27 protein-coding genes and 1 tRNA gene are annotated in these 26671 nt (G+C 71.1%); 8 read left to right on the top strand and 20 right to left on the bottom strand.

What is annotated here, in order from left to right; translation table 11 throughout:
* Window positions 1-58 precede the first annotated feature (58 nt).
* The 3 genes from FZ046_RS04305 (at window position 59) to FZ046_RS04295 (ending at window position 1163) form a co-directional block, all read left to right on the top strand.
* Window positions 59-577 (top strand): tRNA adenosine deaminase-associated protein, encoded by a 519-nt coding sequence (locus FZ046_RS04305; protein ID WP_070352916.1) that lies wholly within the window; start codon window positions 59-61, stop codon window positions 575-577.
* Window positions 574-1023 (top strand): nucleoside deaminase, encoded by a 450-nt coding sequence (locus tag FZ046_RS04300; RefSeq protein ID WP_070352917.1) that lies wholly within the window; start codon window positions 574-576, stop codon window positions 1021-1023. Before FZ046_RS04305 ends, FZ046_RS04300 begins: the two co-directional genes overlap by 4 nt.
* A 49-nt stretch (window positions 1024-1072) precedes the next feature.
* Window positions 1073-1163 (top strand) — tRNA-Ser (locus tag FZ046_RS04295).
* Between the two features lie 55 nt (window positions 1164-1218).
* On the opposite strand, the gene FZ046_RS04290 is transcribed toward FZ046_RS04295, so the two are convergent.
* The 3 genes from FZ046_RS04290 to FZ046_RS27265 all read right to left on the bottom strand — a co-directional run bounded on the left by FZ046_RS04290 (window position 1219) and on the right by FZ046_RS27265 (window position 3867).
* Complete coding sequence (locus FZ046_RS04290; protein WP_070352931.1) at window positions 1219-1668, bottom strand: lipoprotein LppJ family protein; 450 nt, start codon at window positions 1666-1668, stop codon at window positions 1219-1221.
* Between the two features lie 98 nt (window positions 1669-1766).
* Window positions 1767-3560 (bottom strand): alpha/beta hydrolase, encoded by a 1794-nt coding sequence (locus FZ046_RS04285; RefSeq protein WP_246182902.1) that lies wholly within the window; start codon window positions 3558-3560, stop codon window positions 1767-1769.
* A 4-nt stretch (window positions 3561-3564) separates the two neighbouring features.
* Window positions 3565-3867, bottom strand: a complete 303-nt coding sequence (locus FZ046_RS27265) for a type VII secretion target (protein ID WP_070352918.1) — start codon at window positions 3865-3867, stop codon at window positions 3565-3567.
* A 147-nt stretch (window positions 3868-4014) separates the two neighbouring features.
* Here FZ046_RS27265 and FZ046_RS04275 point away from each other — a divergent pair, with 147 nt between their 5' ends.
* From FZ046_RS04275 to FZ046_RS04265, 3 genes are all read left to right on the top strand, one after another.
* A complete protein-coding gene (locus tag FZ046_RS04275; protein ID WP_070352919.1) occupies window positions 4015-4854 on the top strand; it encodes an SH3-like domain-containing protein in 840 nt (279 codons plus the stop codon).
* 69 nt (window positions 4855-4923) lie between these two features.
* A complete protein-coding gene (gene scnC / locus FZ046_RS04270) occupies window positions 4924-5589 on the top strand; it encodes a thiocyanate hydrolase subunit gamma (protein ID WP_246182901.1) in 666 nt (221 codons plus the stop codon).
* A complete protein-coding gene (locus tag FZ046_RS04265) occupies window positions 5586-5939 on the top strand; it encodes a thiocyanate hydrolase (protein ID WP_070352921.1) in 354 nt (117 codons plus the stop codon). Before scnC ends, FZ046_RS04265 begins: the two co-directional genes overlap by 4 nt.
* 73 nt (window positions 5940-6012) lie before the next feature.
* Here FZ046_RS04265 and FZ046_RS04260 read toward each other — a convergent pair whose 3' ends face one another.
* The 16 genes from FZ046_RS04260 to FZ046_RS04185 all read right to left on the bottom strand — a co-directional run bounded on the left by FZ046_RS04260 (window position 6013) and on the right by FZ046_RS04185 (window position 24342).
* Window positions 6013-7623 carry a hypothetical protein gene (locus FZ046_RS04260; protein ID WP_149484192.1) on the bottom strand — a complete coding sequence of 537 codons (1611 nt, stop codon included), beginning with the start codon at window positions 7621-7623 and terminating at the stop codon, window positions 6013-6015.
* A gap of 398 nt (window positions 7624-8021) precedes the next feature.
* Window positions 8022-8318 (bottom strand): hypothetical protein, encoded by a 297-nt coding sequence (locus FZ046_RS04255; protein ID WP_125939864.1) that lies wholly within the window; start codon window positions 8316-8318, stop codon window positions 8022-8024.
* 121 nt (window positions 8319-8439) lie between these two features.
* Window positions 8440-9294, bottom strand: a complete 855-nt coding sequence (locus FZ046_RS04250; protein ID WP_070356269.1) for an alpha/beta fold hydrolase — start codon at window positions 9292-9294, stop codon at window positions 8440-8442.
* A gap of 9 nt (window positions 9295-9303) precedes the next feature.
* Window positions 9304-10035, bottom strand: coding sequence for an SDR family oxidoreductase (locus FZ046_RS04245; protein ID WP_407664444.1), 732 nt, complete (start codon window positions 10033-10035; stop codon window positions 9304-9306).
* A 117-nt stretch (window positions 10036-10152) separates the two neighbouring features.
* Window positions 10153-11343, bottom strand: coding sequence for a lipase family protein (locus FZ046_RS04240; protein ID WP_070356267.1), 1191 nt, complete (start codon window positions 11341-11343; stop codon window positions 10153-10155).
* 1 nt (window position 11344) lies between these two features.
* Window positions 11345-12595, bottom strand: a complete 1251-nt coding sequence (locus FZ046_RS04235; RefSeq protein WP_070356266.1) for a hypothetical protein — start codon at window positions 12593-12595, stop codon at window positions 11345-11347.
* Window positions 12582-13691, bottom strand: a complete 1110-nt coding sequence (locus FZ046_RS04230) for a glycosyltransferase (protein ID WP_070356272.1) — start codon at window positions 13689-13691, stop codon at window positions 12582-12584. The genes FZ046_RS04235 and FZ046_RS04230 overlap by 14 nt, the downstream gene beginning before the upstream one ends.
* Complete coding sequence (locus tag FZ046_RS04225) at window positions 13681-14955, bottom strand: YveK family protein (protein ID WP_246182900.1); 1275 nt, start codon at window positions 14953-14955, stop codon at window positions 13681-13683. Before FZ046_RS04225 ends, FZ046_RS04230 begins: the two co-directional genes overlap by 11 nt.
* Before the next feature lie 67 nt (window positions 14956-15022).
* Entirely contained in the window at window positions 15023-16084 is a 1062-nt protein-coding gene (locus FZ046_RS04220) for a glycoside hydrolase 5 family protein (RefSeq protein WP_246182899.1), read from the bottom strand.
* A gap of 22 nt (window positions 16085-16106) precedes the next feature.
* Window positions 16107-17186: a glycosyltransferase family 4 protein gene (locus tag FZ046_RS04215; RefSeq protein WP_149484191.1), complete on the bottom strand. Its 1080-nt coding sequence runs from the start codon at window positions 17184-17186 to the stop codon at window positions 16107-16109.
* A complete protein-coding gene (locus tag FZ046_RS04210) occupies window positions 17183-18685 on the bottom strand; it encodes a flippase (RefSeq protein WP_070356224.1) in 1503 nt (500 codons plus the stop codon). Before FZ046_RS04210 ends, FZ046_RS04215 begins: the two co-directional genes overlap by 4 nt.
* The gene (locus FZ046_RS04205) at window positions 18682-19740 is read right to left on the bottom strand and encodes a glycosyltransferase family 4 protein (RefSeq protein WP_070356221.1); all 1059 of its coding nucleotides are present in this window, start codon (window positions 19738-19740) and stop codon (window positions 18682-18684) included. Before FZ046_RS04205 ends, FZ046_RS04210 begins: the two co-directional genes overlap by 4 nt.
* The gene (locus FZ046_RS04200; protein ID WP_070356220.1) at window positions 19650-21029 is read right to left on the bottom strand and encodes an O-antigen ligase family protein; all 1380 of its coding nucleotides are present in this window, start codon (window positions 21027-21029) and stop codon (window positions 19650-19652) included. The genes FZ046_RS04205 and FZ046_RS04200 overlap by 91 nt, the downstream gene beginning before the upstream one ends.
* A gap of 9 nt (window positions 21030-21038) precedes the next feature.
* Complete coding sequence (locus FZ046_RS04195; RefSeq protein ID WP_070356219.1) at window positions 21039-22538, bottom strand: sugar transferase; 1500 nt, start codon at window positions 22536-22538, stop codon at window positions 21039-21041.
* Between the two features lie 157 nt (window positions 22539-22695).
* Window positions 22696-23397 carry a GAF domain-containing protein gene (locus tag FZ046_RS04190; protein WP_070356218.1) on the bottom strand — a complete coding sequence of 234 codons (702 nt, stop codon included), beginning with the start codon at window positions 23395-23397 and terminating at the stop codon, window positions 22696-22698.
* A gap of 84 nt (window positions 23398-23481) precedes the next feature.
* Window positions 23482-24342, bottom strand: coding sequence for a helix-turn-helix transcriptional regulator (locus FZ046_RS04185; RefSeq protein WP_407664443.1), 861 nt, complete (start codon window positions 24340-24342; stop codon window positions 23482-23484).
* Between the two features lie 88 nt (window positions 24343-24430).
* Here FZ046_RS04185 and FZ046_RS04180 point away from each other — a divergent pair, with 88 nt between their 5' ends.
* Both FZ046_RS04180 and FZ046_RS04175 read left to right on the top strand, forming a co-directional pair.
* Window positions 24431-25216, top strand: coding sequence for an SDR family NAD(P)-dependent oxidoreductase (locus FZ046_RS04180; protein ID WP_070356217.1), 786 nt, complete (start codon window positions 24431-24433; stop codon window positions 25214-25216).
* Window positions 25217-25277: 61 nt separating this feature from the next.
* Window positions 25278-25508 (top strand): DUF3072 domain-containing protein, encoded by a 231-nt coding sequence (locus FZ046_RS04175; protein WP_070356216.1) that lies wholly within the window; start codon window positions 25278-25280, stop codon window positions 25506-25508.
* 64 nt (window positions 25509-25572) lie between these two features.
* Here FZ046_RS04175 and FZ046_RS04170 read toward each other — a convergent pair whose 3' ends face one another.
* Window positions 25573-26532 (bottom strand): DUF8129 domain-containing protein, encoded by a 960-nt coding sequence (locus tag FZ046_RS04170; RefSeq protein WP_070356215.1) that lies wholly within the window; start codon window positions 26530-26532, stop codon window positions 25573-25575.
* Window positions 26533-26671: the final 139 nt, after the last annotated feature.

The following is a 26671-nucleotide window of genomic DNA, read 5'->3' as shown; positions in this document are numbered from 1 at the left end:
CTCGCTCACAGCTCGGACCGCTGGTCAACCGGTGTGTTCGCGACTAGCGTCTAGCGGCATGGGAGCACAGCGAGCACAGGCCAAGGACCAGGCCGCGGATCTCCCCGAGGGCTTCGGCGTTGCCGTCGTCCGTGAGGACGGCACGTGGCGGTGCACGCCGATGCGTCCCGGAGTCTTGAACAACCTGTCTGCCGCCGAGACGGAATTGCGGGAGTTGCGCAGTGCGGGCGCGGTTTTCGGGTTGCTCGACGTCGACGACGAGTTCTTCGTCATCGTCCGTCCGGCGCCGTCGGGCACCCGTCTGCTGATCTCCGACGCGACCGCCGCGCTCGACTACGACATCGCCGAGGAAGTGCTCGAGAAGCTCGACGCCGACGTCGACCTGGACGACCTCGAGGACGAGGACCCGTTCGCCGAGGGCGACCTCGGCGTGCTGTCCGACCTGGGTCTGTCCGAGGGCGTGCTGAGCATCATCCTGGACGACGACGACTACGCCGACGAGCAGTTGACCCGCATCGCGCAGGAGATGGGGTTCGGCGACCAGATGGCCGCCGTGCTCGACAAACTGGATCGGTGAGTCCGGAGGACGCCATCCGGCGGGCGCTGGCCGCGGCGGCGACGGTGGGCCCGGCCGACGTCCCGATCGGCGCGGTGGTATTCGCCCCGGACGGCAGCGAACTCGCCGCCGCCGCCAACGCCCGTGAGGAACTCGGGGACCCGACCGCCCACGCCGAGATCCTGGCCCTGCGCCGCGCGGCCACCGTCCTGGGCGATGGCTGGCGGTTGGCGGGCACCACGCTGGCGGTGACCGTCGAGCCGTGCACGATGTGCGCCGGCGCGCTGGTCATGGCGCGGGTGGAGCTGCTGGTCTTCGGGGCGTGGGAGCCGAAGACCGGCGCGGTGGGCTCGCTGTGGGACGTCGTGCGCGACCGGCGGTTGACCCACCGGCCGCAGGTCCGTGGCGGGGTGCTCGCCGACGAGTGCGCGCTGCTGTTGGAGGACTTCTTCGCCCGCCAGCGGTGAGGCCGGCCGCGATTATGGCCAGCGGCCCGGTGCCGGTAAGCTGCCACACGGTGGCGTGTCCGAGCGGCCTAAGGAGCACGCCTCGAAAGCGTGTGACGGGTAACCCCCGTCCGAGGGTTCAAATCCCTCCGCCACCGCCACATCTTCCAGTCCTCGAGGGCTGGTTGATGCTGCCCGGACCGCGTCGACGCGGCGCTAGCGTGGCGTCAACGCGACGTCTTCGTCCGGCCCTTCGTTGCCCTTCGTGGTCGTGACGTCCCGGCATTCGCCGTAGACCTGAATCCCTCGAGTGGTGTCCGCGACACTCTGCGGCTCGAAGGCCAGCACGACGCCGTCCTTCCGTAGAGCCGAGCCGTGCGTGGCGAAGTCCGTGGGCGTGCTCCACCCGGCGTCCTGCAAGCGTCGAACCATCTCGGCGATCTGCGTGCCGGATGCGTCGGGAGTGGCGGCGAGGGGATAGCTGATCCTCATGCGGCCCCGGAACGGCGCATCGCCCTGGTCGTTGCACGAGGCGAGCCAGAGGACGGCCTTGATCGGCTGCAGGTCGAGCGCGGTCACGGCGCTTCTCGCGGCGTCGATCACCTGCGACTTGGCCTGCTCGGGCGTCAGCGGGTCAGAGACGCCGTCATTGCCGAGTGCGCCCACTGCATCACATCCCGAGGTCAGGGCCACCGCGACGGCAGCCAGCATCGTCGACAGTCGGATCTTCGACCGCGGCGCCGTTCGCTTCACGAGGTTCATCCTCACTGATGAGTGTGTCCCGACGTGCCCGGCCGCAACGCCTCCGGGTCGGTCAGACTGGTCGGTAGACCCAGGTCGCGCAAGACGTCGTTGCGGTGCGGCGCGGTCATCCCGTCGCGCTCGAGGTCGTCGCCGTGGCCGGAGACGATGTCGGACATGCTGAACAGGGATTCGCTGCCCGGTGCGTAGTACTGGCTGTGATCGCTGAACGGAAACGTGATGCCGGGGACCTCGGCCTTGAAGCGGGTGGAGCCGTAGTCGCCCATCGCGGGGTCGTCGCCGAGTGCGGCGGTGAAACCCGTTCCCGGGATGGGGATCTGAGGGATCTGGCTCAGGTGCGTGACGGGATCACTCGACGTGGCGCCGACGTAGAGGTGGCCACCGTCGTCGAGGTGGAAGTCCGCGGCGCTGTGCGCCATGTCGGTGCCGGGGCACCCGACGAGGACGACGTCGTCGGTGTTCATGCCGAAGCCGGCTGCGGCGTCGGCGACGGTGGTCGACCCGTAGGAGTGTCCGAGCACCGTCATGTGCCCGTCCCCTTCGTGGGTCGCGTTCAGCGCATTGACGTCCGCGGCGAGCAATTCGCCGCCCTCGCGAGCGAGTGCGGTGGTCCCGATGCGCGGATCGAGCGGCGAGTCGGGTGCGTCGTAGCCCATCCACGCCACGACGGCCGTGGGGTTGTTCGGATCGGCGGCCTTGGCCTCGATGTACAGATCCGTCGCGTTGTCGGAGCCCAGCCATCCCGACCCGACGTCGTTGCCGGTGCCGGGAACGACGACGGCGGTGTTCGGCGCGTGGTCGGGGTCGCCGATCGCCACGGCCGCTCGCCCATCGCCGCCGAATTTCTCGGGTTCGTAGACCTGCAGAAACGTCGGAGCGCCCGTTCTGTTGGCGGCCCGCGTCAAGGCCTGGTCCACCTTCATGGCGTTGTCGTAGCGGTTCATCATCTCGCCGGCCATCCCGTACTTCTCGGGGTGCGCCAGCACCTCGTCGGTGGTCACGCCACGGGCCTTCGCCACCTCGGCAGGGCGGTCGAGATCCTGCTGCATGATCGTCGTGTTGGCGGTGCTGCGATCGTCGACCGGTATCCCATCCAGATTGCCGAGCCTGTCCGGCCAGTCGTGAAGCAATCGTCGCCGCTCGTCCGGCGAGAGGGACTTCCACCAATCGTTGACCTGCCGGGGGGCCTCGGCCACGGGGATCTGGGAGCCGTCGTCGTACGGCGGCGACTCGGGCAGGGCAGCGCCGCCGGGACCGACGGTGGCCGGCGCGAAGTCCAACCCGGCCACGGCACCGCGGAGATCCTGGCTGATTCGACGGTCCGAGGTGTCGAACCTCGCGAGGAGCGTCTGCACCTCAGTGGTGTGGGACGCCGCGAGCTGCCGAAGCGTCATCGCGGTCGCGGGGCTCGTCGTCGCCCACTGTTCGAGAGTGCTTCCGGGACGGACGGACACATTCCCGTCGGGTGCGATCTGCCATCCGCGACCCGTCAGCTGAGCCACCGACTCGGTCAACGAGGCCTTGGTCCGGGACAGTTCGGCTGCGCCGCGGTGCAATACGCGCTGCGCGCGGTCGAGGGCGTCGTGGATCTGCTGCATCCGGTGCACGGTCGGCTCGGCCTCGCGGACGGCAGCCTCGGACGCGGAGCCCTGCCAGCGATCCCGAAGCGTCTCGATGATGGCCCGTTGGCCGGCGATTCGCTCTGACAGCTCGGCCGCTTCGTGACCGATCGCGGTTGCCGATCGACACACGTCCTCGGGGCGAGACGCCGCCACCTGATCCAGGGTCACCGGCACGGCATCACTGCTCGGCGAAGGTGCGTAGTCGGCGGCCCAGCTCCTCGTCGAGCGCGCGGTAGCGGTCGGCTGCGGTCGAGAGCTTGGCGGCGTGATCGGCGAGTTCCCGTGACACGGTGCTCACCGCGGCGTCGAACACCGAACCCACGACGTCACACGCCTGCGAGGTCCGAAACCCCGGCAGGGCGCCGGCGGCGGCCGCCATCGACGCCCTCGGCTGCATTCCGCCCAGGAACGCTGCCACCCCGGACTGCGCCGACGCGGCGGACGTCACACGATCCGGGTCGACGCGCACACCTGCCCCCACCCGCTGATCGTAAGCCCGTGCGCGGCGGCATCGACGCAGCAGATCGCGCCGCCCCCGCGCGTGGTCGCCTTCGCGGTCGATTCCCGCACGACGGGCCGTCCGTGGCGGTATCTTGTGCGCTGTCGATCGGACGATCGGAGGCCAGCGATGAGCACAGCCGCGGAACGCGCCGCCCAACTCGCCCTCGTCGCGCGGCTGCGGTCGGCCTTCCCCGAACTGCCCGACGCGCCCACCCCGGATCAACTCGACCACGCGCGAATCACCGCGTATCTCAAGCCCGTTCACGACGTCGGCGGCGAACCGGACGCACCGATGACGTACCAGAACAAGCAGTACGAGTACTGGGAGGAGATGACCTACGTCATCTGCGAGGTGCTGGCCTGGCGCGGCATCTGGGTCTCCGAGGAGCGTCGCCGGATGGGCAACGTCGACGTCGGCCGCACCGAGTACCTCGGCCTCCCGTACTACGGTCGCTGGCTGCTCGCCGTCGCGCGCGTGCTGGTGGAGAAGCACCACATCGCACTCGGCGAGCTGAGCGAGCGGATGGCCGAGGTGCACGCCCGCTACGCGGGCGGTCTGGATGGCCGGCCGCTGGAGGCCCGCCCCAAGCACGAGGGCGACGGTGCGAACGTCCGGCGCAACACTCACCATCGCCACGCCGTCGGCAAGGGCGACCCCGGCGTCTACGCGGGCCAGGCCGGCCCGCCGAAGTTCGCGGTCGGCGACGCCGTGACCGTCCGCGACCTGCCGGTCGTCTTCTACACCCGCACCCCCGAATACGTCCGCGGGGCGACCGGGCGGATCGCCGCCGTCTCCTACGAGAGCCCGGCTGCCGAGGACGAGACCTGGGACCGTCCGGACGCCAAGCCCGAGTGGTTCTACGTCGTCGAGTTCACCCAGGCCGACCTGTGGGACGGCTACACCGGAACGGCGGCCGACACGCTGCGGACCGAGATCCCCGAACGGTGGCTCGAGGTCGCCGGCTGACTCCTGGAAGGAAACACGTTGTCGCACGACCACTCCCACGATCACGATCACGACCGCACCGTGAAGCCGATGGTGGACGAGATCACCGACTTCGAGGTCCTCGAGATCGCGCTGCGCGAGCTGTGCATCGAGAAGGGCATCTTCACCGCCGAGGAGCATCGCCGCTTCACCGAGTTCGCCGAGCAGATCGGCCCGACCCCCGCGGCCCGCCTGGTGGCGAAGGCGTGGCTCGACCCGGAGTTCCGGGCGCTGGCGCTCGCCGAGCCGATGACCGCCAGCAAGGAGGTCGGCGTCGACTGGTTAGAACCCACGGGATTCGGCACGCCGAGCGACTTCACCGCCTTCCAGATCCTCGCCGACGAGCCCGGGCTGCACCACGTCATCGTGTGCGCATTGTGCTCCTGCTACCCGCGGCCCATCCTCGGCAACTCACCCGAGTGGTACCGCACCCCGAACTACCGCCGCCGGCTGGTGCGGTGGCCCCGCCAGGTGCTCGCCGAGTTCGGTCTCTACCTGCCCGACGACGTGGAGGTCCGCGTGCAGGACTCCAATCAGAAGCACCGGTTCATGGTGTTGCCGATGCGGCCGGAGGGGACCGACGGCTGGACCGAGGACCAGCTGGCCGAGATCGTCACGCGCGACTGCCTCATCGGTGTCGCGCTGCCCAAGCCAGGCGTGACCACCAACGTCATCGTCGACACCCGCCCCGCGCTGCACCCGATTCCGGAATCATGAGCACCGACGCGTCCCGCCCCCTCCCGCCGCTCGATCGGATCGTCGAACGCAATCAGGTCTGGCCGCGGATGGCCGCGAAGTGGGGCGTCGATAACCCGGTGCCGCCGTGGAAGACGAGCCTGGACGGACTGTGCGACGCCCTCGACCACGCCGCCTGCTCGACCGACGTCCCGACCCTCGAGGAACGCCGCGGCGAGGAGGACGTCCTGTCCGCCACGGTCTACGCCGACCTGCCCTACCCGGAGAGCCAGCTCGTCTCGCTCGCCCACTCGCTGGTCGCCCGCGGCGTCATCGGCGAGGCCGAACTGCGTGACCGCCTCGACGCGGTCCGGTCCCGGTTGGAGTCCTGAGCGCGAACGACAACGGCCCCCTCGTCGCCGAGGGGGCCGTCGCCGTCAGGGGTGGTCAGCTGCGAAGGGGTGACTACTCGCCGCCGCCGGAGCTGCCCGAGTCGCTGCCGCCGGTCGAGCCGCCGGCCGACGAACCGCCCTCGGACGCACCGCTGCTCGCGGTCGAGGTGCTGCTGCCGGACGCGCTGCCCGTGCTCTCGGATGCGCTGCCCGAGGCGGAGCCGCCCGTGCTCGAGCTCCCGGTCGACGAGCCCGTGGTCGAGCTGCCGGTCGTGCCGGAGGTCTCGGTGCTCGAACCGACGGTGCTGGAACCGCTGCCGGCCGAGCCGCTGCCCCAGGTGCTGGTGGGCTTGTTGCTGCCGGTCGATCCGGTCGGACCGGTGGTGCCGGTCGAGCCCGTCGCGGTGTCCGCGGTTCCCTCGGTGGCGGTGCCCTCGGCAGCGGTCTCCTCGGCGGAGGTCTCCGCCGGGGTGGTCGGCGCCGGGGTGGTCTCCTCGGCGACCGGCGCGGCGGCGGGGGTCTCCGGCGCCGGGTCGGCCGGGGTCTCCGCCGTGGCCGGTGTGCCGGTGGCGGCCCCTTCGGCGGCCGGGGTGGCCGGGGCGGCGTCGGACGCCGTCTCGGTCAGCGACAGGGTGGTGCCCGTGAGCGACAGGTCGGTCGACGCCACGCTCGCGGCGGAGCTGGCCGCGGCCAGCGCGACCGGCGCGGTCACCGGGGGCGCCACCGAGGCGTTCAGCGCACCGAAGATGGCGTTCGGCAGGTCCACCAGGAAGTAGTCCAGCGGGCCGTTCGGGCTCAGCAGACCCTGGAACAGGGACCGCGTCGGGAAGTTCGGCACGTAGCCGTTGATGAAGGCGTTGGCCACCCGGATCGGCATGTTGATCAGCTCGTTGATCGCGGTGCCGAAGTCGCCGACGACGACCGCGGCGCGCACGGCGTCGAGGATCTCCGCGGTCTGCAGGGTGGCGGTGATCGGCGCGACGAACAGCGCCCGGGTCAGACCGGAGAAGACGCCGCGGGTGAGCAGTGCATCCACGACGTTCGCGGCCACCTGCCCGCCGGGGAGCGCAGCGAGGACGTCACCCGGGATGTTCAGCAGCGGCACCAGCGGGTTGCCCGGACGCTCGATGAGCTGCACCAGGAAGTAGATGTTCAGCTCGCTGAACGCCTCCACGAACTGGCCCGACGTCAGGAAGTTGAACGTGTTGGTCAGCGTCGCGGGCAGGTTGTTGAGCGCGGTCTGCAGCGCCGCATTGGACGCCGCGTTGGCCGCACCGATCTGGGCACCGTAGGTCGCCTGGAAGTTGGCGAGCTGGTTCAGCAGCGGACCGGGGTTCGTCACGTTGGCCGTGATGAAGTTGGTCAGCGCGGCGTAGACGGCCGGGTTGGTCAGCGCCTGCGCCGTGGTGTTGGTGGCGCCGGAGAAGGCCGTCCCGAAGGAACTCAGGTTGTTGAAGGTGTTGGTGAGCGTCTGCTGCAGCGTCACCAGCGGGTTCGCGACGGCGGCGAGTTCGACCGCGCGCTGCTGAATGTCCGGCAGGGACGGCGTCACCGGGTTGACGGCGATGACGCCGGCACTCGCCACCGCGATGCCAGCTACCAGATGCTTGGTGCTGCGGCGCGTCGCGGGACGGCTCGGCGAGTAGGCGACGGCCGACGAATCGGCCTGAAGGGCAAGGGGCACGGTCTCTCCTGTAATGCAGGTGGCTGCCTGTATGGCCCCTGAACATTAGCTGAGGCTCTCCTAAGAGACAATAGGTTCGGCTTGCCTAACTAAGTGCGTCCTCAGTCGCCCGTCGTACCGGACCCTAAATGCCGTTCGACCACCGTCGATGCAGGTAGCGAGGGCGTCGCTGGAAGCCGTGTCGCACCGGGCGATGAACTTACCTCAGCGTCAAGATCGGATGTGGGCTACCTCATGAGCTATCTCGACGCGTTCGCGGTGTGGCGCGATCGCGTTGCCGTCGCGGCGCGGCGCGGGCCGGTCGGGGAGAGTCCGATCCGCCCGCGCCGTGCACCGCGCGCTCGGTGCCGGACGACCGGCACCGCATCGGCAGCCAACGACGGTGTCTTAGCCGTCGGTCAGAAGGGCGTATCGATCTCGCCGTTGGTCGTGACGCCCTCGTCGTGATTGCGGTCGACGTAGCCCAGCCGCACCGGGCTCTGCGGATCGGTGCCGTAGGGGATCAGCGGGTCGGTGCCGGTGCCCTCGTCGCCGAGCGGTGCCCCACTGTCCGCGGAGATCGGTCCGACCGGATCGCTCGCGGCGGTCGACACCGGACCGTCCGCCAGGGTCGCGACCGTGCTCACCGGCGCGATCGACACCAGCGCGCCGATCAGTCCGGCGCCCAACGTCATTGCCAGCCAACGATTCCTCATGTGATGCTCCTCTGCTCGACGCCCGATCGGCGTGCCGTGAGACGACACCTCGATCCTGTCGCGAACGCGCCGCGGCGTCGTCACGGCCAGCCACCACATCGCGATGGCGGCCAGCAGGTAGTCAGCGCTGCCGGGAGAGGAAGTCGCCGACGAGCGCGGCGACCTCGTCGGGCTTCTCGTCGAGGGCGAAGTGCCCGGCGTCGAGCACGTGCACCTCGGCGTCCGGGACGTCGCGCCGGTAGGCCGATGCCCCCTCGACGCGGAACGACGGGTCGTAGCGGCCCCAGATCACGAGCAGCGGGGGCCGGTACGTTCGGAGCCACTGCTGCCACGCCGAATAGCTCGCCACGTTGGTCTGGTAGTCGAAGAACAGGTCGGTCTGGATGTCGCGCTGTCCGGGCCGATCGAGGAAGGCCTGTTCGTCGGTCCACAGGTCCGGGTCGTAGTGCTCCGGATGCGGGCTGGTGCCGACGTGGCGCAGGCGCGTGGCAGCGGGGGAGAAGAAGTTCTCCCGCAGTGCCGCCTCGTGCGCCTCGCGGTCGGCCCAGAATGCACGGCGGGTGTCCCACAGCGGTCCGAGACCCTCGTCGTGGCACACCGCGTTCTGCACGATCAGGGCGCTGAGCCGCTCCGGGTGCCGCAGGGCCAGACGCATGCCGACCGGTCCGCCGTAGTCCTGCACCAGCAGCGTGTACCGCGTCATGCCGAGGGCTTCGGTGAAGGCCTCCACGGCGTCGGTCAGGCGCTCGAAGGTGTAGTCGAACGCACCGGCGGCCGGTGCGGAGCTGTGCCCGAAACCGGGAAGGTCGGGGGCGATGACGCGGTACCGGTCACCGAGCCGGTCCAACAGCGGTTGCCACATGCGCGACGACGACGGAAAGCCGTGCAGCGCCAGCACGATGGGGGCGTCGGCGGGTCCGGACTCGCGGTAGAAGACGTCGAGACCGGCTACGGGAACCGACTGGAATCGGGTCACGCCGACACGTTACGCCGAGGTAGCCTTGCGGCCCTTGCGGATGCGGGGCGCCAGCTGCACCACTTCGGGCACCACGCTGGGATTGGCGACCGCAGCCGTCACCAGTGCCACCATCGTGTTGGCCACGTCCTGCAGCTCGGACATCTGCGCGGGCAACTGCCCATGCGCCACCCATGATTCGAACAGCTCGGACAGCAGATCCCGGTCGGCACCACGCAGGATCTCGGTGTCCTGAGTGGGGCCCACGCCGACCCGCACGATCGACAGCTCCGGATGCTCGTTGCGCCAGGCCCGCAGGATCTCGTCGAGCGCGGCCTTGCTCGCGCCGTAGGCGGCTACGCCGGCACGCGGCCGGCCCACGTCGTTGTTCGACGCGACGAGCACCACGCCGTTCTCCGAGAGGTGCGGCAGCGCCGCCCGCAGCACGTTGTTGGCGCCGATCGCGTTGACGCCGAAGGCGTGCAGCCAGGTCTCGACGTCGGTGTCCTCGATGTGGGCGAAGGGGATCACCGTGCTCGTGAACACGACGGCGTCCAGACCGCCGAGCGCGGCCACGGCGTCGGCCACCACGTCGGTGATCGCCGCGGGGTCCGCGACGTCCAGTTCGAAGGCGAAGCCGTCGATGGCCGCGGCCAGTTCGTCGAGCCGGTCCATCCGGCGGGCCGCCACGGCGACCTTCGCGCCCAGCGCCGCGGCGCTCGTCGCGACCGCGTATCCGATCCCGGAGGAGGCTCCCACCACGAGCAATCGCAATCCGGCGTTTTGACCACTCACTGTTCGACCGTCCTCGGCGTCGCTGGCGCTTCCTCCCCGACACCCTAGACGCCGGTGAAGGTTTGCCTTACCTGGCACTGCCGTCTAGGCCGGCGGGCACGCGGTCGGCGGCGGCTGCCCGTCGAACCGGCCGGTCGTCCACTCCGCCGGCGCCGCGCCGATGTCCAGCACGCCGTGCCCCTGACCTGGGGCCACGACCACGGCCACGACGTCGCCCAGGCTGCACGCCCGGCCCACCGCGGCGGCGGTCCACTCCGGAAGCACCACCGGATCCTCGTCGCCGTAGGCCACCAGCATCGGTGCGGCGGCCCGCTGGGCGGGTAGCGCGTCCTCGCCCAATGCGCGGCGCAACGCGTCGGCGGCCTGGCGGCTCGACGGACGAAAGTCCTCCGGCGGCGCACCGGACGCGATCCTCCCGCGGAGTTCCGAGTTCTCGTCGGCGCATCCGAGGAAGACGTCCATGCGGTCGCGCATCTCCCCGCGCAGGTAGTCGTCGACGTGCAACTCCGGGTGCGACACCGCCAGACCCGCGAGGATCGTCGGCATCAGCACCCGCTGCTGCACCGTCAGCGTGCCGTTCTCCATGGCGTCCACCAGCGGCCGCAGGTCGGTCGGCGCGGCGATGCTGATGGACCCCACCATGTCGAGCCCGGCGCCGTACTCGCCCATGGCCTCGTTGGCCGCCCAGACCGCCTGCCCACCCTGGGAGACGCCGTATGCCACGAACCGGTTCGATGCCTCCGGGACCGCCTCGCGCGCCGCCCGCACCGCGTCGATCACGTTGCGCGCCGCCGTCTTCGGCTCCAGGTACGGGTGCGGACCCGGTGTGCCCAGGCCCTGGTAGTCGCTCATCACGACCAGGTAGCCGTAGGAGAGGAAGGCTCCGATCTCGCCCGCTGTGCCCATCAGCCCGGGCCGCGTCGACGGCGCGCAGCTGCTGTTCAACCCGGAGGTGGGATGCCCGATCGACGCGATGCGCCAGCCGCCCGGCGGCGGGTCGCCCTTGGGCACCAGCAGGGTTCCCGACACCGTGGTCGGCGCACCGTCGATGCCCGAGGTCGACCGGTAGCGGATCTTGAGGCTCCGCTGGGTGAGGCCCTGCAGGCTGGGATACACCGAGAGGTCGGTTGGGGCGTCGAGCAGTGCGCCGTTCGCCACGTCCGGTGCGGCGGCGGGACCGGCGGAGGGGGCGCTGCAGGACGCCAGCAGCAGGCTCAGCACCGTCACCGCGGCGGCCGTCACCGTCCGGCCGCGTGACCTCCCGACGCCGGCCATGTCAGTGCGCGGGCAGCGTGGCGAGCGGATCGGAGCACATGCGGTGCAACGCCCGGCCGACGAGGTCGGGGTCGACGACGGCAGCGCAGAACGTCGCAGTGAACGTGCGGCCGCCGGCCAGTTCGGAGACCAGCAGCGTCACCGCGTCGGGACCGTCCGGTTCCAGGTAGGCGGCCAGTTGCGGCGGCGGCCCGCCGGGCACCCAGGAGGAGTGCTCGAACATCGTGAGCCGGCCGAGGTCGCTGACCGACACCCGGATCCGGCCCGCGGCGTCGTAACGGCCGGGCGCGGCCGTGTCGCCGACCGCGCCCCCGCGGCCCAGCAACGCCTTCACCTCGGCGGCCAGCAGCACCGTGAGGGGCCAGCCGGAGTCGAACACCCGGCGGGTGAGGGCGGCGACGTCGGCGGGTGATCCGGACGGCGGCAACAGCATCGGCATCGCGACGGCGAAGTTGCCCTGGGCGAGATGGTGTCTCGCGTCGAGGTAGCGGCGGCAGTTCATCAAGATTTGCACGTGGTCGTCGACGTCGGCGCCCGCGTCGCGCAGCGCTGCCATCCAGTGGGCCACCGTGACCGAGGCGGTGGTGGCCCCCGGGGTGTTCGCCTTCGCCCACGCGCGCAAGGCACCGACCGCCTCGGGCGGCATGTAGCCCGTCAGCGTGAGGTTGTGCTCCTGCCAGCCGGCGATCTCCGTGGTCGGCCGCTGCCCGGCGCCGTCGGCCTTGTGGCGGGAGCGCAGGGCGACCACGTCGCGCACCGCCCGCGGATGACGCCGGAAGTGCCGCCACGCTGCACTACGCACCGCGTGCTCGGGCAGGCCGAGTGCCAGTGTGCGGCAGCGCTGCTCGTCGACGTCGCCACTGAGTGCGGCGAGCAGGGACAAGCCGAGTTGGCCGTCGCCGACGCCGTGCGAGTAGTCGACGGCCACGTAGTCACCGCACAGCGTGGCCCCGAGCGGCCGCCGCGGCGTCTCGCGACGGATGCTCGTCAGCAGCGCGCCGATGTCGGCGGTCGGGATGTCGTCACGACGCGTGACCTGCCGGTCGATGCCGGTGCGGTAGTGCCAATGCGTCTCGTCGGCGCGGGGTTCCAGGGCGAGGTGCGGCGCGGGATGTCGCGCCGCGGCCGCTAGGACCGCCGCGGCACGGGTGACCTCGAGGTCGCCGACGGGGCCGACCGCGGCGACGGTGCGGCTCGGCGTCAGCGCCCGGTCGAGCACCGAGGACCGGTACCGCGGCTCAGACGCAGGCATCGACGACCTCCTGCATGCGCTGCCGGAACGTGGCCCGGGAGAAGCCGAGCGCCCACTCGCGGATGCGGTCACCATCGAAGCGTCCGGCGTCGAAACTTCGCATGGCATCGGCGAATCCGTCGGCGATTCGGTCGTCGGTGTCGGCGTCGACGTGCAGACCGGTGACGCCGGGCACCACGGTGTCCACCGCGCCGCCCTCGCCGAGGGCGATCACGGGCGTGCCCGTCGCCATCGACTCGACGGGGACGATGCCGAAGTCCTCGATGCCGGGCATCAGCAGCGCGCGGGCGCGGCGGTGCAGGCTCAGCAGCTCGTCGTGCGGCACCCGGCCCAGGAACGTCGTCTTCGGGCCGGCGATCTCGCGGCAGGCCTTCATGGCCCGGCCGTCACCGGCCACCACCAGCGGCACGTCGGCGCGCCGCGCCGCCTCGATGGCGAGGTCGGGCCGCTTGTACGGCACCAGGCGACCGGCGAGGAGGAAGAAGTCCTCGCGGGCCACCGACGGGTCGGGCGTGAAGCCATCGGTGTCCACCGGCGGGTGCACGACGACGGCCTCCCGGCCCCACCACTGCGCGATGCGCTCGGCGACCGCCGAGGAGTTGGCGACGATGGTGCGCAGCCGCGGAGCGGCCTTCGTCTCGCCGCGGCGCGCGATGGCGGCGAGCGCGGTGAGGATCGCCGCGCCCGCGGCCCCGCCGCCCTCCCCGGCGCGCAGCGACGCGTCCCACGCCCACCGCGCCGGGCTGTGCACGTAGCCGATCACCGGTGCGTCGGTGGCGAACACCGATTGCGTGGCGAAGGCGTGGTGGCTGGCGATCACCACCTGCGCGTCGCGGATCGGCAGGTGCCGGAAGGCCGAGGGCATCAACGGCATCAGCGGCGCGTAGGACTTCTGCTTGAGTACCCGGTGGTACAGCGGGTTGAGCCAGGTGGCGTGCGGCGGCCGACGCAGACCGGGCGAGACGCCCTCGGGCCGGACGACGGTGCCGTAGACCTCGGCGTCCGGCCACTGCAGCGCCAGCTGCTCGATGACGTGCTCGGAGCCGGCCACCTCGGTGAACCGCTCGTGGACGATCGCGACGCGTTCACCGGCCATGGCGGCCACCTCCATTCGGTTCCAGGCCCTCGGTCTCCGCCGTCGCCGGTGCGTCCGCTGCGGTCTGCGGCGCCGCGGCGTTTCGGCGCCGCGGACGACGGTCGGAGCGTTGCAGGACCAGGGTGCGGTGCACGCCGAGGTCGGCGAGTTGCCGCAGCGAGCGTTCGGCGGCGGCGCGGTCGGTTCCGGCGGTGGACACGACGACCACCGCGAGGCTCGCCGCGCCGGCGTTGACGCGCTGCCACCAGTGACTGCTCAGCGGCGCCTCGACCAGCGTGCGGAACCGGCTGCGATCGGGATCGCGGGCGGCCGAGAGCGACGGCGGCGCGGACGCCCGATCGCCGATCAGCAGCAGCGCAGGCCTGCCGTCCCGCAGGGCCTGCACCAGCTTGGCCGACGTCAGCGGGTCGAATTCGCCCGGCGCGGTCGCCGAGGCATCGAAGTGCGCACCGTGCTTGCGCGAGATGCGCCGAGCCCAGGTGCGATTGGGCCGCTTGCCGAGGCGGCCCCGCAGCAGCACGATCAGCTCGGCGACCACCAGTAGCGTGACGAGTGCGGCCACCAGCGCCTCGGACACCGGCTTCGGCGACACGGGCGAGGGGTCCTCGTCCGGAGCCGCCAGCACGCTCAGCTGGTCGCCGCCCGAACTCTGCAGCGTCGTCAACTGTGCACGCAAGGCCTGCAATTCGCCGTCGGACTCGGCCTTGCCGGGGTCGTCGGGTGCCAGCGTCGCGTTGCGCGCCTGTTCGGCGGTGATCGCCGCCTGCACCTGGTCCACCTGGCGGGCGACGTCGCGGCTGTGGTTGGCGAACGAGGCCTGGGCGACGGTGGTGACCAGGGAGCGGGCGAGCTGCTCGGCGAGGTCCTGTGACGACGCCCGTACCTGGAAGACCAGGATCTGCGGGGCCGGTCCCTTCGACAGCTCGATGTGCTCGCCGAACTCCTCGGCGTTCCAGTCGGTGTCGACCTCGGAGAGGACCTGGTTGAGGACGTTGGCGTCCTGCGCAAGCGCCATGAACGGCGCCCGCAGCTGCTCGACGAAGGCGTCACCCGGCACGAGTTCCTGCGTCGTCGTGATCTGCGTGACGAGCGTCGCGGCGTACTCCTTGGGCGCCAGCAGCGTCCGCAGGCCGAAGACGAGCCCGCCCACCACGAGCGCGACCACCAGCGCGGGCAGCAACGCCCGCCCGAATTCACGTAGGTGCCCGGCGAGGTCCACGGGTGGAGGCACGTTCCCCCGGTGCACCGGATCGTCCACAGTCACCAACCGGATCCCTTCGGTTGCCCGGACTGCCTGATGCAGTCCGGTTCTCCATCGTTGCGCTCGTTCATCAGCCGGGCTCCCCGAACCGGGCGACGACCTCGTACGCCGGCTTGGGCGTGAAGTCGTGCCGCAGGATCCCGAAATTCTGCTCGCTGTCGGCGGTGTCGGTTCCGCTGTCGCGCATGGCGTAGACGAACGCCGGGCCGAGCCACGGCGTGTTCTCGGCGGTCGCGAGCATCATCCGCAGCGTGTCCGCCTGCTTGCCCTCGCTGACCGCGCGGCGGTTGGTCCCCGTCGGTGCGCCGCACTCGGTGATCCACATCTTCTTGCCGGCGTCGCCGCCGCCCACCATGACGTCGCGCATCAGCCACATGCGTTGCGCGGTGTTCCAGTCCGACGTCGTCGGGTCGTCGGGCAGCGCGGGATAGGTGTACGGGTGGATGGCGAAGCCGTCGAAGGAGCGGTTGGCGCCGTTGGCGTACATGCCGCGCAGGAAGGTCAGGGGCGCGATGTCGCTGCCGTTGTCCTCGGCTGGCGCCAGTCCGCCGGAGAGCACCGTCGCATCGGGGTCGGCCGCCTTGATCGCCCGCGACGCGGCCGCCAGCAGCTGGCCGTAGCGCGCCGGGTCCGGCCGCGGCTTGAAGTAGTTGACGGTGTTGGGTTCGTTCCAGACCTCCCACACCGCGATGCGCGAGCCGTAGCGCGCCGCCGCCGCGCCGGCGAAGTCGGCGAACAGCGCAGGATCGCTCGGCGCGAAGTACCCGCCGGTGGCGTCCGGGTGATCGGCCGCCCAGTCCGGGGCGTAGGTGACCAGGCCGAGGGGGCACAGTCCGCGTGCCGTGGCGGCCGCGACGATGCGGTCCACCGACGACCAGTCGCGTTGTCCGCGTTGCGGTTCGATGCGCGTCCAGTCCAGGTCGACGCGCAGCGACCACATACCCGCCTCGCGCATCCGGTCCAGCAGCGTCGCGAGGTCGCCGTCGGACATGGTGAGGATGTCGGCGCCCTGCGACGCGCCGGTGCGCCCCTTGCCGTTCGCGGCATCGCAGTCGGCGTCCGGCGCGGCGTGACCGACCGGCGCGGCGGTCGACGCCGACGCCAGCACGGCCATGGCCAGCAGAGCTGCCACCGTCCGCCTCCTCCCGGGTGTCCTAGGTCGCCAGCGCACGCAGCATCGCCGGGATCGTCGTGGAGATGTCATGGTGGGTGGCGACGTACTCGCGTGCGGTGTCGCCGAGCGAGCGCCGGAGGTCGGCGTCGTCGAGCACGCGGCGGATGCCGGCGGCCAACGCGTCGGCGTCGCCGGGCGGGTAGAGCAGGCCGGCGCCGCCGGCCAGGAACTCGCTGGTGCCGCCGTGGTCGCTGCCGACGACCGGCAGCCCGTGCGACATGGCCTCCAGCACGTTGAGCGGGCCCGCCTCGGGCAGCACGCTCGCCGACACGACGACGTCCCAGCCCGCCATCGCCGCCGCCGGGTCGACGTAGCCGAGGAACCGCACCCGGCCGGCCAGGTCGTCGCGGTCGGCGCGGGCCTTCAGCTCCTCGACGTACGCGACGTCGCCGGGGAAGCTGCCGCCGGCCAACTCGAGCCGTACTCCGGGCAGTCGGGCGATCGCGTCGAGCAGCACGCCGTGGCCCTTCCACGGGGTGAGCAGCGCGAGCATGCCGACCACCGGTGGGTCGTGCAGCGCACCACCCAGCCGTGCCACCGGCCACCGGACGCCGTTGTGGGCGACGACGACGTCGAAACCCATGGCGCGCAACGGCGCCGCCGTCGCCTCCGACACCGCGACCGCGCGGCGCACCCCCGCTCTGCCGATGCTCGCGACCGCGCGCTGCTTGCCGCTCGTCACGGTGTCGTGCACCAGCCAGGAGGCCGCCCCGCGGCCCCCGCCCAGCCGGACGGCCGGCAGGGCGAACAGCGAGTTCACCACGGTGACCGTGCCGGGCCGCCGCATCGCCCGGCGCAGCACCGCGGCCGCCCGGAGCCACCGGCCGGCAAGCCGTCCGGCGCCGAGCAGGCGCGCGACCCCGGACTCGCCGCCGAGACCGAGCGGGGGGAGCGTGACGTGCGTGACGCCGGCGGGCAGGGCGTCGCGCAGCGGACCGACGGGGCAGGCGACACCGACCGTCCGTCCCTCCGCCAGCGCCTGGCCGACGAGGTCGAGCAGCACCTTCTCCGCACCGGACACGTTGCCGGTGTGGGCGACGAACAACACCGGTGCGGTCATGGCGTGCGCCTCCGTCCCCGCGGCAGGGGCAGGCCGTCCAGCAGCCTTGACGCATACGCCGCTCCGACGAGCAGGACGACCCCGGCGACCGACACCACCGGCCACAGGCCCGGAACCGCGTCGACGGTGAACGACCCTGCAGCGCAGAGGATCACCGTGATGACGGTCAATCCCGCCAGCCGGGACAGCGGCAGGAGGCCGTCGATCGGCATGACGCGCGCGATGACGATCCACAGCAGTGTCACCGACACCGCCCACGTGGCGACCGTCGAGATGGCCGCACCGTCATAGGACATGCGGGGGATGAGGACGAGGTTGAGCCCGACGTTGACCGCGAGGCCCGTGATCGCCACCCACGGATAGCTGCGCTGCTTGCCCGCGGCGGTCAGCAGGAAGATGCCGAGGATGATGAGCGCCGTCAACGCCGCCCCGACCACCAGTAGGCGTGCCGCCGACGCCGAGGGCGCGAACCGGTCCCCGTAGAGCAGCCGGATCAGCGGTTCCGCCGACGGCCAGAACGCTACGACGCACACCGCCCCACCGAGGCCGAACAGCACGGCCGCCATGCGGGTGCGGTCCCGGAAGACGGTCGGTTCGGCCGGCCAGGCGGCTACCAGCAGCGTGCTGATGGGCGCGGCGGCCGCGAGCGCGAACGTGTCGATGATGTCGGAGAACTTGTAGCCGATCGAGTAGAGGCCCACCGCGTCGTAGGTGTCCAGCAGGCTCAGCATGAGGATGTCGATCTTCATCGTCGCGACGGTGAGGGCGAAGCCGATGGCCAGCGGAATCGCCTCCACGAGCATCGGCTTCCACCGGTGGACGCCGACCTGGCGGGCCGGATGGATGCCGACCGACGGACGCGTGATTCCGAGCCCCTTGACGATGAGCTTGAACGCCTCGTTGGCCACCACCGGGAGGATGAAGAGCAGCAGCATGGGTGCGAACAGGGCCGCCGCCACGGTGAGGGCGAGTTGCAGGACCTGGCCCAGACTCTCGGCGACCGCCACGCCCAACATGCGGTGCCGGCTCTGGTACAGCACCGTCAGGGCGTGGCTCGGGGTGGCCAGGATGACCACCACACCGGCGACGGCGGTGGCGACCACCACTTCGCCGGGGTAGCGCAGCAGCATGACGTACCCGAGCGCGCAGACGTAGCCGACGATGCCGAGCACCGTCCGCAGCGCGAGGAACGACGATGCGGTGCGCGCGATCTCGTCGCGGTCCGCGCCGATCAGGTCCGCCAGCACTACCCGGCCCACGCCCAGGTCGGTGACGATCGACATGACGCCCAGCAGGGCGAAGACGAAGCTGAATTGACCCCACTCCTCCGACGACAGTGAGCGGGCGATGACGACGCTGCCCGCCCACCCGAGCGCGGCGACGACGACGCGGCTGGCGAGGATCGCGAGGGTGGCTCGTGCGGCGGCGCGGGAATCGGCGGCCACCTCGCGGTAGTCGGTGACGGGTTCGGCTCCGTCGGAGGCGAAGTCGTCGGTCACGTCGTCACCCCCGCGGCGCGGCACGCGTCGATCGACCGGGCGACGGTGTTCTCCCACGTCATCGCCGCCGACGCCGTCAGGGCGTTGGCGCGCAGGTCGTCGCGCGCCGCCGGATCGGCGAGCAGCGGGCGCATGGCGGCCACCCAGTCGTCCACCCGGCCGGACCGAACCAGCACCGCACCGTCGCCGACCACCTGGGGAAGCGCTCCCACGGCGCTGGCGACCACGGCTGCGCCACAGGCCATCGCCTCCACCGGGGGCAGTCCGAAGCCCTCGTAGCGCGAGGCGTACGCGGTGATGGTGGCGGTCCGATACAGCGCGGGCAGGTCCTCGACGTCGACGTAGCCGAGGCCGATGGCCGACGCCGGCTTGTCCGGACCGGTCGACCCCGCCCCGGCGAGGACGCACGGCACGTCGAGTTCCCGTGCGGCGTCGGCCACCAGCGCGACGTCCTTGCGCGGCTCGACGGTGCCGACCTGCAGCACGAAGCGCTCGGGCAGCCCGTACTTGGCGCGCACCCGGGGCACGGCGTCGGCGACCGGCGGTCGCGCCCAGGAAGCCGGGGCCAGTTCGACGACCGTCGACTCGCGGCCACTGATCGCGCGGATGCGCTCGGCCGTGAATTCCGACACCGCCAGCAGGAGGTCGGCCTTGCGCAGCGCGTGGCCGACGAGCCGCTGCTCACCGGCCGCGCGGAAACGGCTGCTGGCCGTGGGCATGTCGAACACCGAGAGATCGTGCACGGTCGCCACGGTCACGGCCGACGTGGCCACCGGCAGGTCGACGTCGAGCGCGTGGAACACGTCGCACGACCATGTCGGCAGGGCGCCGAGCACCGCGCGGACCACGCCCGAGGACACCGGTCGCGTCAGCGGCCGCACCCCGGCGGGGAGGTCGCCGACGGCGTCGGCCTGAACCAGGGCGGCGAGGTCGGCACCGTCGGGAGCGAGCGCGGGCAGAGCCTTCAGGTACTCGCGGATGTAGGTCTGGACGCCGCTGCCACCGGGTCGTAGGGCGAGTGCCCCGTAGACGAATCGTGTTGTGCTGCGGCGCATCCAACCACTCCTAGGAAGAGCCAGAAATAGACGTCGATGGGGAAGATCTCGAGGTAGGTGGCGACGAGGCTCGCCACCATGCCGGCGACCAGCGAGGCGCTGACACCGAGAGCGAGCGCTGCGTCGCGGCCGGTCAGGGTCCACGCCAGGCGCGTGGTCCACAGCAGTGCGGTGCCGAAGAGCGCGAGAATCAACCACAGCCCGACGGGACCGAGTTCCAGCGCCATCTTCACGTAGTAGTTGTCCGGCTGGTAGTTGGTCGAGACGCCGGAGAACGTGACGCCCTGCGCCGTCGACATGCGGTCGGCCGCCGAGCCGCTCGAGCCGAGCCCGAGGCCGACGGGGTGCACCAGGATGCTGCTGATGATGTCGTTCCAGCCGGCGCCCCGCTCGCCGAGGCTGCTGGAGGACAGGAACACCCGGGAGATGCTCGGCACCAACGGGAAGACCACCGCGATGGTGGCCGCACCGATCGCCAGGGGCAGGAACAGCGACCGGTACCGCAGCACGGCGAGCCACAGCATGCCGAGCACCAGCCCGAGGATGGCGGCGCGCACGATCGACGTCGCCATGGCGACGGCCATGATCGGCGACAGGCACAGGAAGACGACGTTGCGGCGGCGTCGGGGTTCGGCCAGCGCCACCGCACCGCCGACGAGCAGCGCCAGCATCACGTAGAGACCGAACGGGAAGGGTTGGACGAAGGTGCTGAACGTGCGGAGCAGGCCTCCGGACGTGCGGACCTCGCGGCCGTACTCGTAGCCGATCGACACCAGGAAGCTCGGCCCCACGATCAGCTGGCCGATGCCGACGAAGGACGCCAGGGCCGCCATTCCCATGAGGATGCTGACGAAGTGGTCGCGGTCGCGCGCATCGAACGGGGCGAACCACAGGATGGCGAGCAGTGAGACGAAGAAGAACGTCACCTTGATGGCCAGCACGCCCAGCATGCCGTACACCACGATCGCCGAGACGCTGCCGAACACCATCCAGATGGCGACGGCCGGCCAGTACGGCATGTGCAGCGGCGGCTGCCTGCGCCAGTGCGGCGCCCGCGAGCGACGCAGATAGGCGCAGATCGCGGTGAGCAGCAGCAGCCCCTCCTTCCAGGCGGTGGCCACACCGGGCAGGGGCAGCAGGGGGAGTAGCCCGTGCAGGGGCGTGAACGCCGCGAGCAGCAGCACGCCGCGTTGCGGTCGGCGATAGACGTAGACGACAACGGCGACGATGAGGGCGAGGGCCGCCGCGGCCGCAATGGCGCCCAGTCCGGCGAGGGCCAGCGTGGTCATCGCGCCGCGTCAGTCCTCGGCGCGCTTCAACACCGCGCGCACGGTGAGGAACAGGATCTTGACGTCGAGCCAGATCGACCAGTTCTCGATGTAGTAGTTGTCCCACTCGGCGCGGTCGGCGATCGAGGTCTGCCCGCGCAGCCCGTGCACCTGCGCCCACCCGGTTACGCCGGCCTTCACCCGGTGCCGCTCGCCGTAGCGGCGGATCTGCGCCTCGAACAGCTCGACGAACTCCGGCCGCTCGGGCCGCGGCCCGACGAGGCTCATGTCGCCCTTGATGACGTTGAGCAGCTGGGGCAGTTCGTCGAGTGACGTCTGACGCATGATCTTGCCGATGCGGGTCCGCCGGTCGACGCCCTCGACGCCGCCCGGGGCCGAGCCCGCCTTCAGTTCGAACTGTGCGTCGGACTCCCGCGGTGGCCGCATCGAGCGGAACTTGTAGCAGTCGAACGGTTTCCCGTCACGTCCGACGCGCTTCTGCTTGAACAGGATCGGGCCGGGCGAACTCAACCGCACCAGCAGCGCGAGGGTGAGGAACACCGGCGAGATGACGATCAGCCCGAGCGTGGTCAGGACGCGGTCGAGGAAGCCCTTCATCCAGAACTGCCAGCCGAGCGGGTTGACGTGCGGGAGGACCAGCAGGGGCAGCCCGCCGAGGTGCTCGACGCGCGCCCGCTCGCCGACGGCGTCGTGGAGCCGGGGCACCACCCACACCCGCAGGCCGCGACGCTGGGCGGCGCGGACGGCGGTGACGATGTCCTCGAAGGGCACGTCGTTGCAGAACCCGACGATCAACTCCTCGGCACCGGTGGCCTCTGCGATCGTGTCGAACTCGGTCGGCGAGCCCAGGTGCGGCACGTCCAGGAAATCGGGAACCATGGCGTTCAGGCCCGAAGTCTGGGAGTTTGCGCGGAGAATGCCGACTGGCAGCAAACCGTACTCGGGCATTTGCTGCATTCGCGTGATGATCTGGTGCGAAATGGGGCCGTCGCCGATCACCAAGGTCGGCGCGGCCGACCGGAAGCGCTGCCGCAGGACCCGTTGCACGACCGCGCGGGCGAGGCGGGTGGCCGGCAGCAGGATGGCCGCGCACACCCAGATCCCTGCCACCACCTCGCCGGGCCGACCACCGGAACCGGCCAGCAGGATCACCGTCAGCAGGAACAGCGCCGCCAGCGCGATCGAGGTCTCCAGCGGGCCGATCTCGTCGAGGAAGTTACGCCGCAGGTGCCGGCGGTACAGCGCCCGCGAGCCCATGACCAGCACGACCAGTGGCACGAACAGCCACGGTTGCCAGCCCACCGCGGCCCATGCCGGACTGTCGCCGGCGAGCGCCATGGCGACGCCGACAGCGAGCGCCGCAGCCGCAGCGTCCAAGGTGATGGTCACGACGGTGTGCAGCGGGTCGCGACGCAGCCGGTCGGCGAGCGAGCGAGAAGGCGTCGGCGTGCCGGGCACCGACGTCGAAAGTCGTTGCCCTGCCTGGGATGAGATCACCGGAGCTGCCATGGTGATCTACTTCACACCGCCTGTCACGAATTCCAAGTTACCCGATCCGGCGTACCCCGACACGAGTTTGCCGGTGCAATTCACGAAAGGCCGTCGGCGACGGGCGAAATGATCTTCGCGCCATTCATCGCGGGCGTCAGCGGAAGGGAAGTGTTGCCTAATTCGCAGCGAAGACGCGATCACTGACGACGTGCGCGAGATCGTCGAGGATCTGCACGTGGCCGGTGCTCCACTGGCGGGGCTTGGTGTCCCACACGCACAGCGTGCCGACGGCATGTCCGGTGGGATCGATCAGCGGGACACCGGCATACGAGACGAGCGTGCCGTCCGTGACGGCGGGGTGGTCGTGCAGCACCGGATCGGTGCGGGCGTCCTCGACGACGAGCGGCTCGCCGAGCGAGACGGCGTAGCGGCACACCGAACGGTCCAGCGTGGTCTCCCGGACACCCTCGGGCAGTCCGAGCACGGCCTTGAAGAACTGGCGATGATCGTCGACCAGCGAGATGGCGGCCGCTTCCACGCCGAGCGCCTCCACTGCCATCGTGACGATCCGGTCGTAGGAGGGCTCGGGCTCGGAGTCGAGCAGGCCCGTGTCCCGCAGGACCTTGAGCCGTGCCGGATCGTCGAGGACGGGGTGTAGGCCGGTGCGGGCGAGACCGCCGGCCTCGGCGCCGAAGTCGATGCGGGACAGCACGTCCACCAACTCGGCCGATTCCGGGTCGTCGGAGGTCTGGAGGTCGCGCAGCAGCCGCTCGGCCACGGCCCGCTGTACGTAGACGTCCACCGAGACGCCCGCGCGGGCGGCCTGGCTGCGCAGCGCCCGGTCGAGCTGCTCGTCGACGCTGGAGAACTCCGCCATGGAGACAATGTACGGCGTTGCTGCGCCGCTGCGCGCGGATCGGGCGGTTGACGACGTCGTCGAAACCCCGGCGGGCCTCGGACGTCAGCCCGCAACCTCGAGGCGCTGCGTACCGAGCACCGCGAGCAGGCGTAGCGCGTCCTCGGACGGCGACCCAGGTTCGGCGGTGTAGATGACCATGCGCTGATCGGCGTCGGCGATGTCGAGGACGTCGCAGGCGACGGTGACCGGGCCGACGGCAGGGTGGGTGAAGGTCTTGCACAGCGCCGTGCGCGCGGTGACGTCGTGGTCGTCCCAGAGCGCGGCGAATTCGGCACTACTGTTGCGGAGTTCGTCAATCAACGTCGTCGTCTCCGAATCATCGGGATAGCGCGCGACCGTGGCGCGCAGGTGCAAGGCGCAGGTGCGCGCGAAGTCGTCGACGTCCGTGAGGCCGTAGAGCCGCCCCTGGGGTGGACGTGGGCCGAGGAAGGCCCGACGGGCAAGGTTGCGGTCGCGGCGGGACAGCGCGGAGAAGTCCTCCATCAGCGCGCAGGCGAGGTCGTTCCACGCGATCACCTCGTAGGTTGCCGACACCACGATGGCGGCGGCGCGGGGGAGACGGCGCATCAGGTCGAGCAGGCTCTGGCGTACCTCGCGTGGCGGTCCCGGCGGCAGGGTCGGCGGCACGCCCGCGAGGTGGTGCAGATATGCCCGCTCGGCGTCGTTGAGCCGCAACGCCCGGGCGAGGGCGGTGACGACCTCACGCGAAGGATGCGCGGCCCGCGCCTGCTCCAGGCGGGTGTAGTACTCGGTGGAGATGTATGCGAGCCGCGCAACCTCGTCGCGGCGCAGCCCCGGGGTCCGGCGTCGGGCACCCGACGGCAGACCGACGTCGGCGGGCGCGATCCGCTCTCGGCGGCTGCGTAGGAAGGCGCCCAGTTCGCGCGTGTTCACCCGACCCATCATCCGCGTCCGCGGCGGTCGGCGCGACGCCCAGCCAGGTACGGCGAGTACCTGGCTAGCCAGCCGAGGGCGCTCGCAGACTCGACCCATGACATCCATGACAACCACCACGCACGCCGGGCTGCTCACCGACAAGGTCGTCTTCATCAGCGGCGCCGGCCGGGGCATCGGTGCCGCCGCCGCAGCGCTCTTCGCCCGCGAGGGCGCCCGGGTCATGCTGGCCGCCCGGTCCGAGGACCAACTGGCCGCCGTCGCCGCGACGGTTCGCGATGCGGGGGGTGCCGCCGAGTACGTGGTGTGCGACCTCGCCGACGGCGCTGCGGTGCGGGCCGCCGTCGATCGCACGGTCGAGGTGTACGGACGCCTGGACGCGGCGTTCAACAACGGGGCGACCATCGTGCCGCCGGGCCCGCTCGACCAGGTCGCCGAGGACGACTTCGACCGCGTGTACGAGGTCAACCTGAAGGGTGTGTACACCGCCATGGCCGCGGAGGTCGCGGCCATCCGTGCGACCGCGCGGTCGGGGGCGATCGTCAACACCTCGAGCGTCGGCAGCCTCAAGGCGAATCCCGAGCTGCCCTCGTACGGCGCCATGAAGCGCGCCGTCAACAGTCTCACTGAGTCGGCGGCCGTCACCTATGGCCCGGAGAACATCCGGGTGAACGCCATCGCCCCGGGCACCACGCTCACCGAGATGATCCGCGAGTGGGAGTCGGCGAGTCCCGGGGTGATCGACCGGCTGGTGGCCGGCACGCCGCTGCGGCGCGGCGCCGAACCGGTCGAGGTGGCCGAGGCCGCGGCCTGGCTGCTCAGCGACCGCGCCTCCTTCGTCACCGGCGCCATCCTGCGCGTCGACGGCGGCGCCTGGGTGTGAGCGAGTCGGCAGGTTTCGAACGCGTGTTCGCCTGGGTATCTGTGTGCGCAGGAGGTAAGAGATGAGCAACGACTCGAGCAATGACCAGGAATCGACCACCCAGGCACCGAATGAGAACGCCGAGAAGGATCCGTCCGACTGGGTCACCGGCGACGAGCCGATGACCGGCGCCCAGCGCAGCTACCTGCACACGCTGGCGCAAGAGGCGCAGCGCGAGGTCCCCGACGACCTAACCAAGGCGCAGGCGTCCGAGATGATCGACGAGCTGCAGTCCTCCACCGGACGCGGCTGACCTGAAGTACGCGAAACTCCGGCCACCTCGGTGGCCGGGGTTTCGTCGTATCAGGGCGTGGGGCTCAGACGCCGACCACCTCGCGGGCGATCTCGGCGACCCGCACCTGGGCGGCCGAGATGACGCTCGACCGATTGCGGTGCTGCTCCTCGTAGGCGATGACCGCCCGGACCTCGGCCGGCTCGGTCAGCTCCTTGATCGCGGCCACGGCCGAGCTGACGTTCAACTCGTCGTAGTCCGGGATCGGCAGCTCCTCGGGCTGCACGACGCCCGCGGCGGTGCGCAGCGAGTGCAGGACGTCTGCGGCGTCGTCAGCGCCGGCGTCACGGGTGACCTTCTCGGCGGTCTCCAGGGCCGCGTCGCGCGAGGCGGTGAACGCTTTGGTGGCGACGTCGCCGGCGGCCGCTGCACGGTCGGCCAGCTCCTCGAGCGTCGGCTGCGTGTTGCGGATCGCGTCCAGCACACGGTCGATGCCGCGCGCCGACCAGGTGAGCGGCAGATTCGCCAGCTTGACCGCGAGACCGGCTGCGGCCTGCACCGGGGTGCGACGCAGCGCGGCCGGACCGCCCAGCGCGTCCTCGGCGAGCACGGTGGTAAGCCACTCGACCGTCGCAGAGTGCGCGGTGATCAGCTCGGCGGCGAGCGCCTCGACGTCCTTCTCGCCGGCACCCACGGCCAGCGCCTTCAGGTAGCGGGCCCGGTCGAGGAGCTGGTGCTCCAGGATCAGATCACCCAGCAGCGCCTCGTCGAACGGCTGCGCCCGTTCGGCCAGGGCCTTGACCGCGGCGGTCGCGCGGCCCAGGAACGGCGCCACGACGTCCGGGTAGCCGCCGAGCGCGCGAATCGCGGCCTCGACCTTCAGGGCACGCTCACGGCCGTGGCGGGCGTTCTCGGTGAGTTCCTGCTGCACGGCCTCGGTGCGGGCCTGAGCGACACGGGTCTCGGCGACCTGGATCTCGGTGTTCGTCAGCTCGAGCACGGTACGCAACTGTGCGAGCAAGGTGGTGGTGTCCTTGGTGGACATCAGAATTCATCCCCGTTCGTGTGTTGGTTGTTTCTCGACGCGACGGTGCGCCTCGTTCAGTTGGCTACCCGGGCCCCGTCGAGGCCTAATCGTTGCTCCAGTGTTGCCTGGATCACTCCGAGCCGTGACCGGTCATCGG

The sequence above is a fragment of the Mycolicibacterium grossiae genome (genome assembly GCF_008329645.1).
Lineage (GTDB): Bacteria > Actinomycetota > Actinomycetes > Mycobacteriales > Mycobacteriaceae > Mycobacterium > Mycobacterium grossiae.
This window is presented reverse-complemented; position numbering and strand designations above follow the sequence as displayed.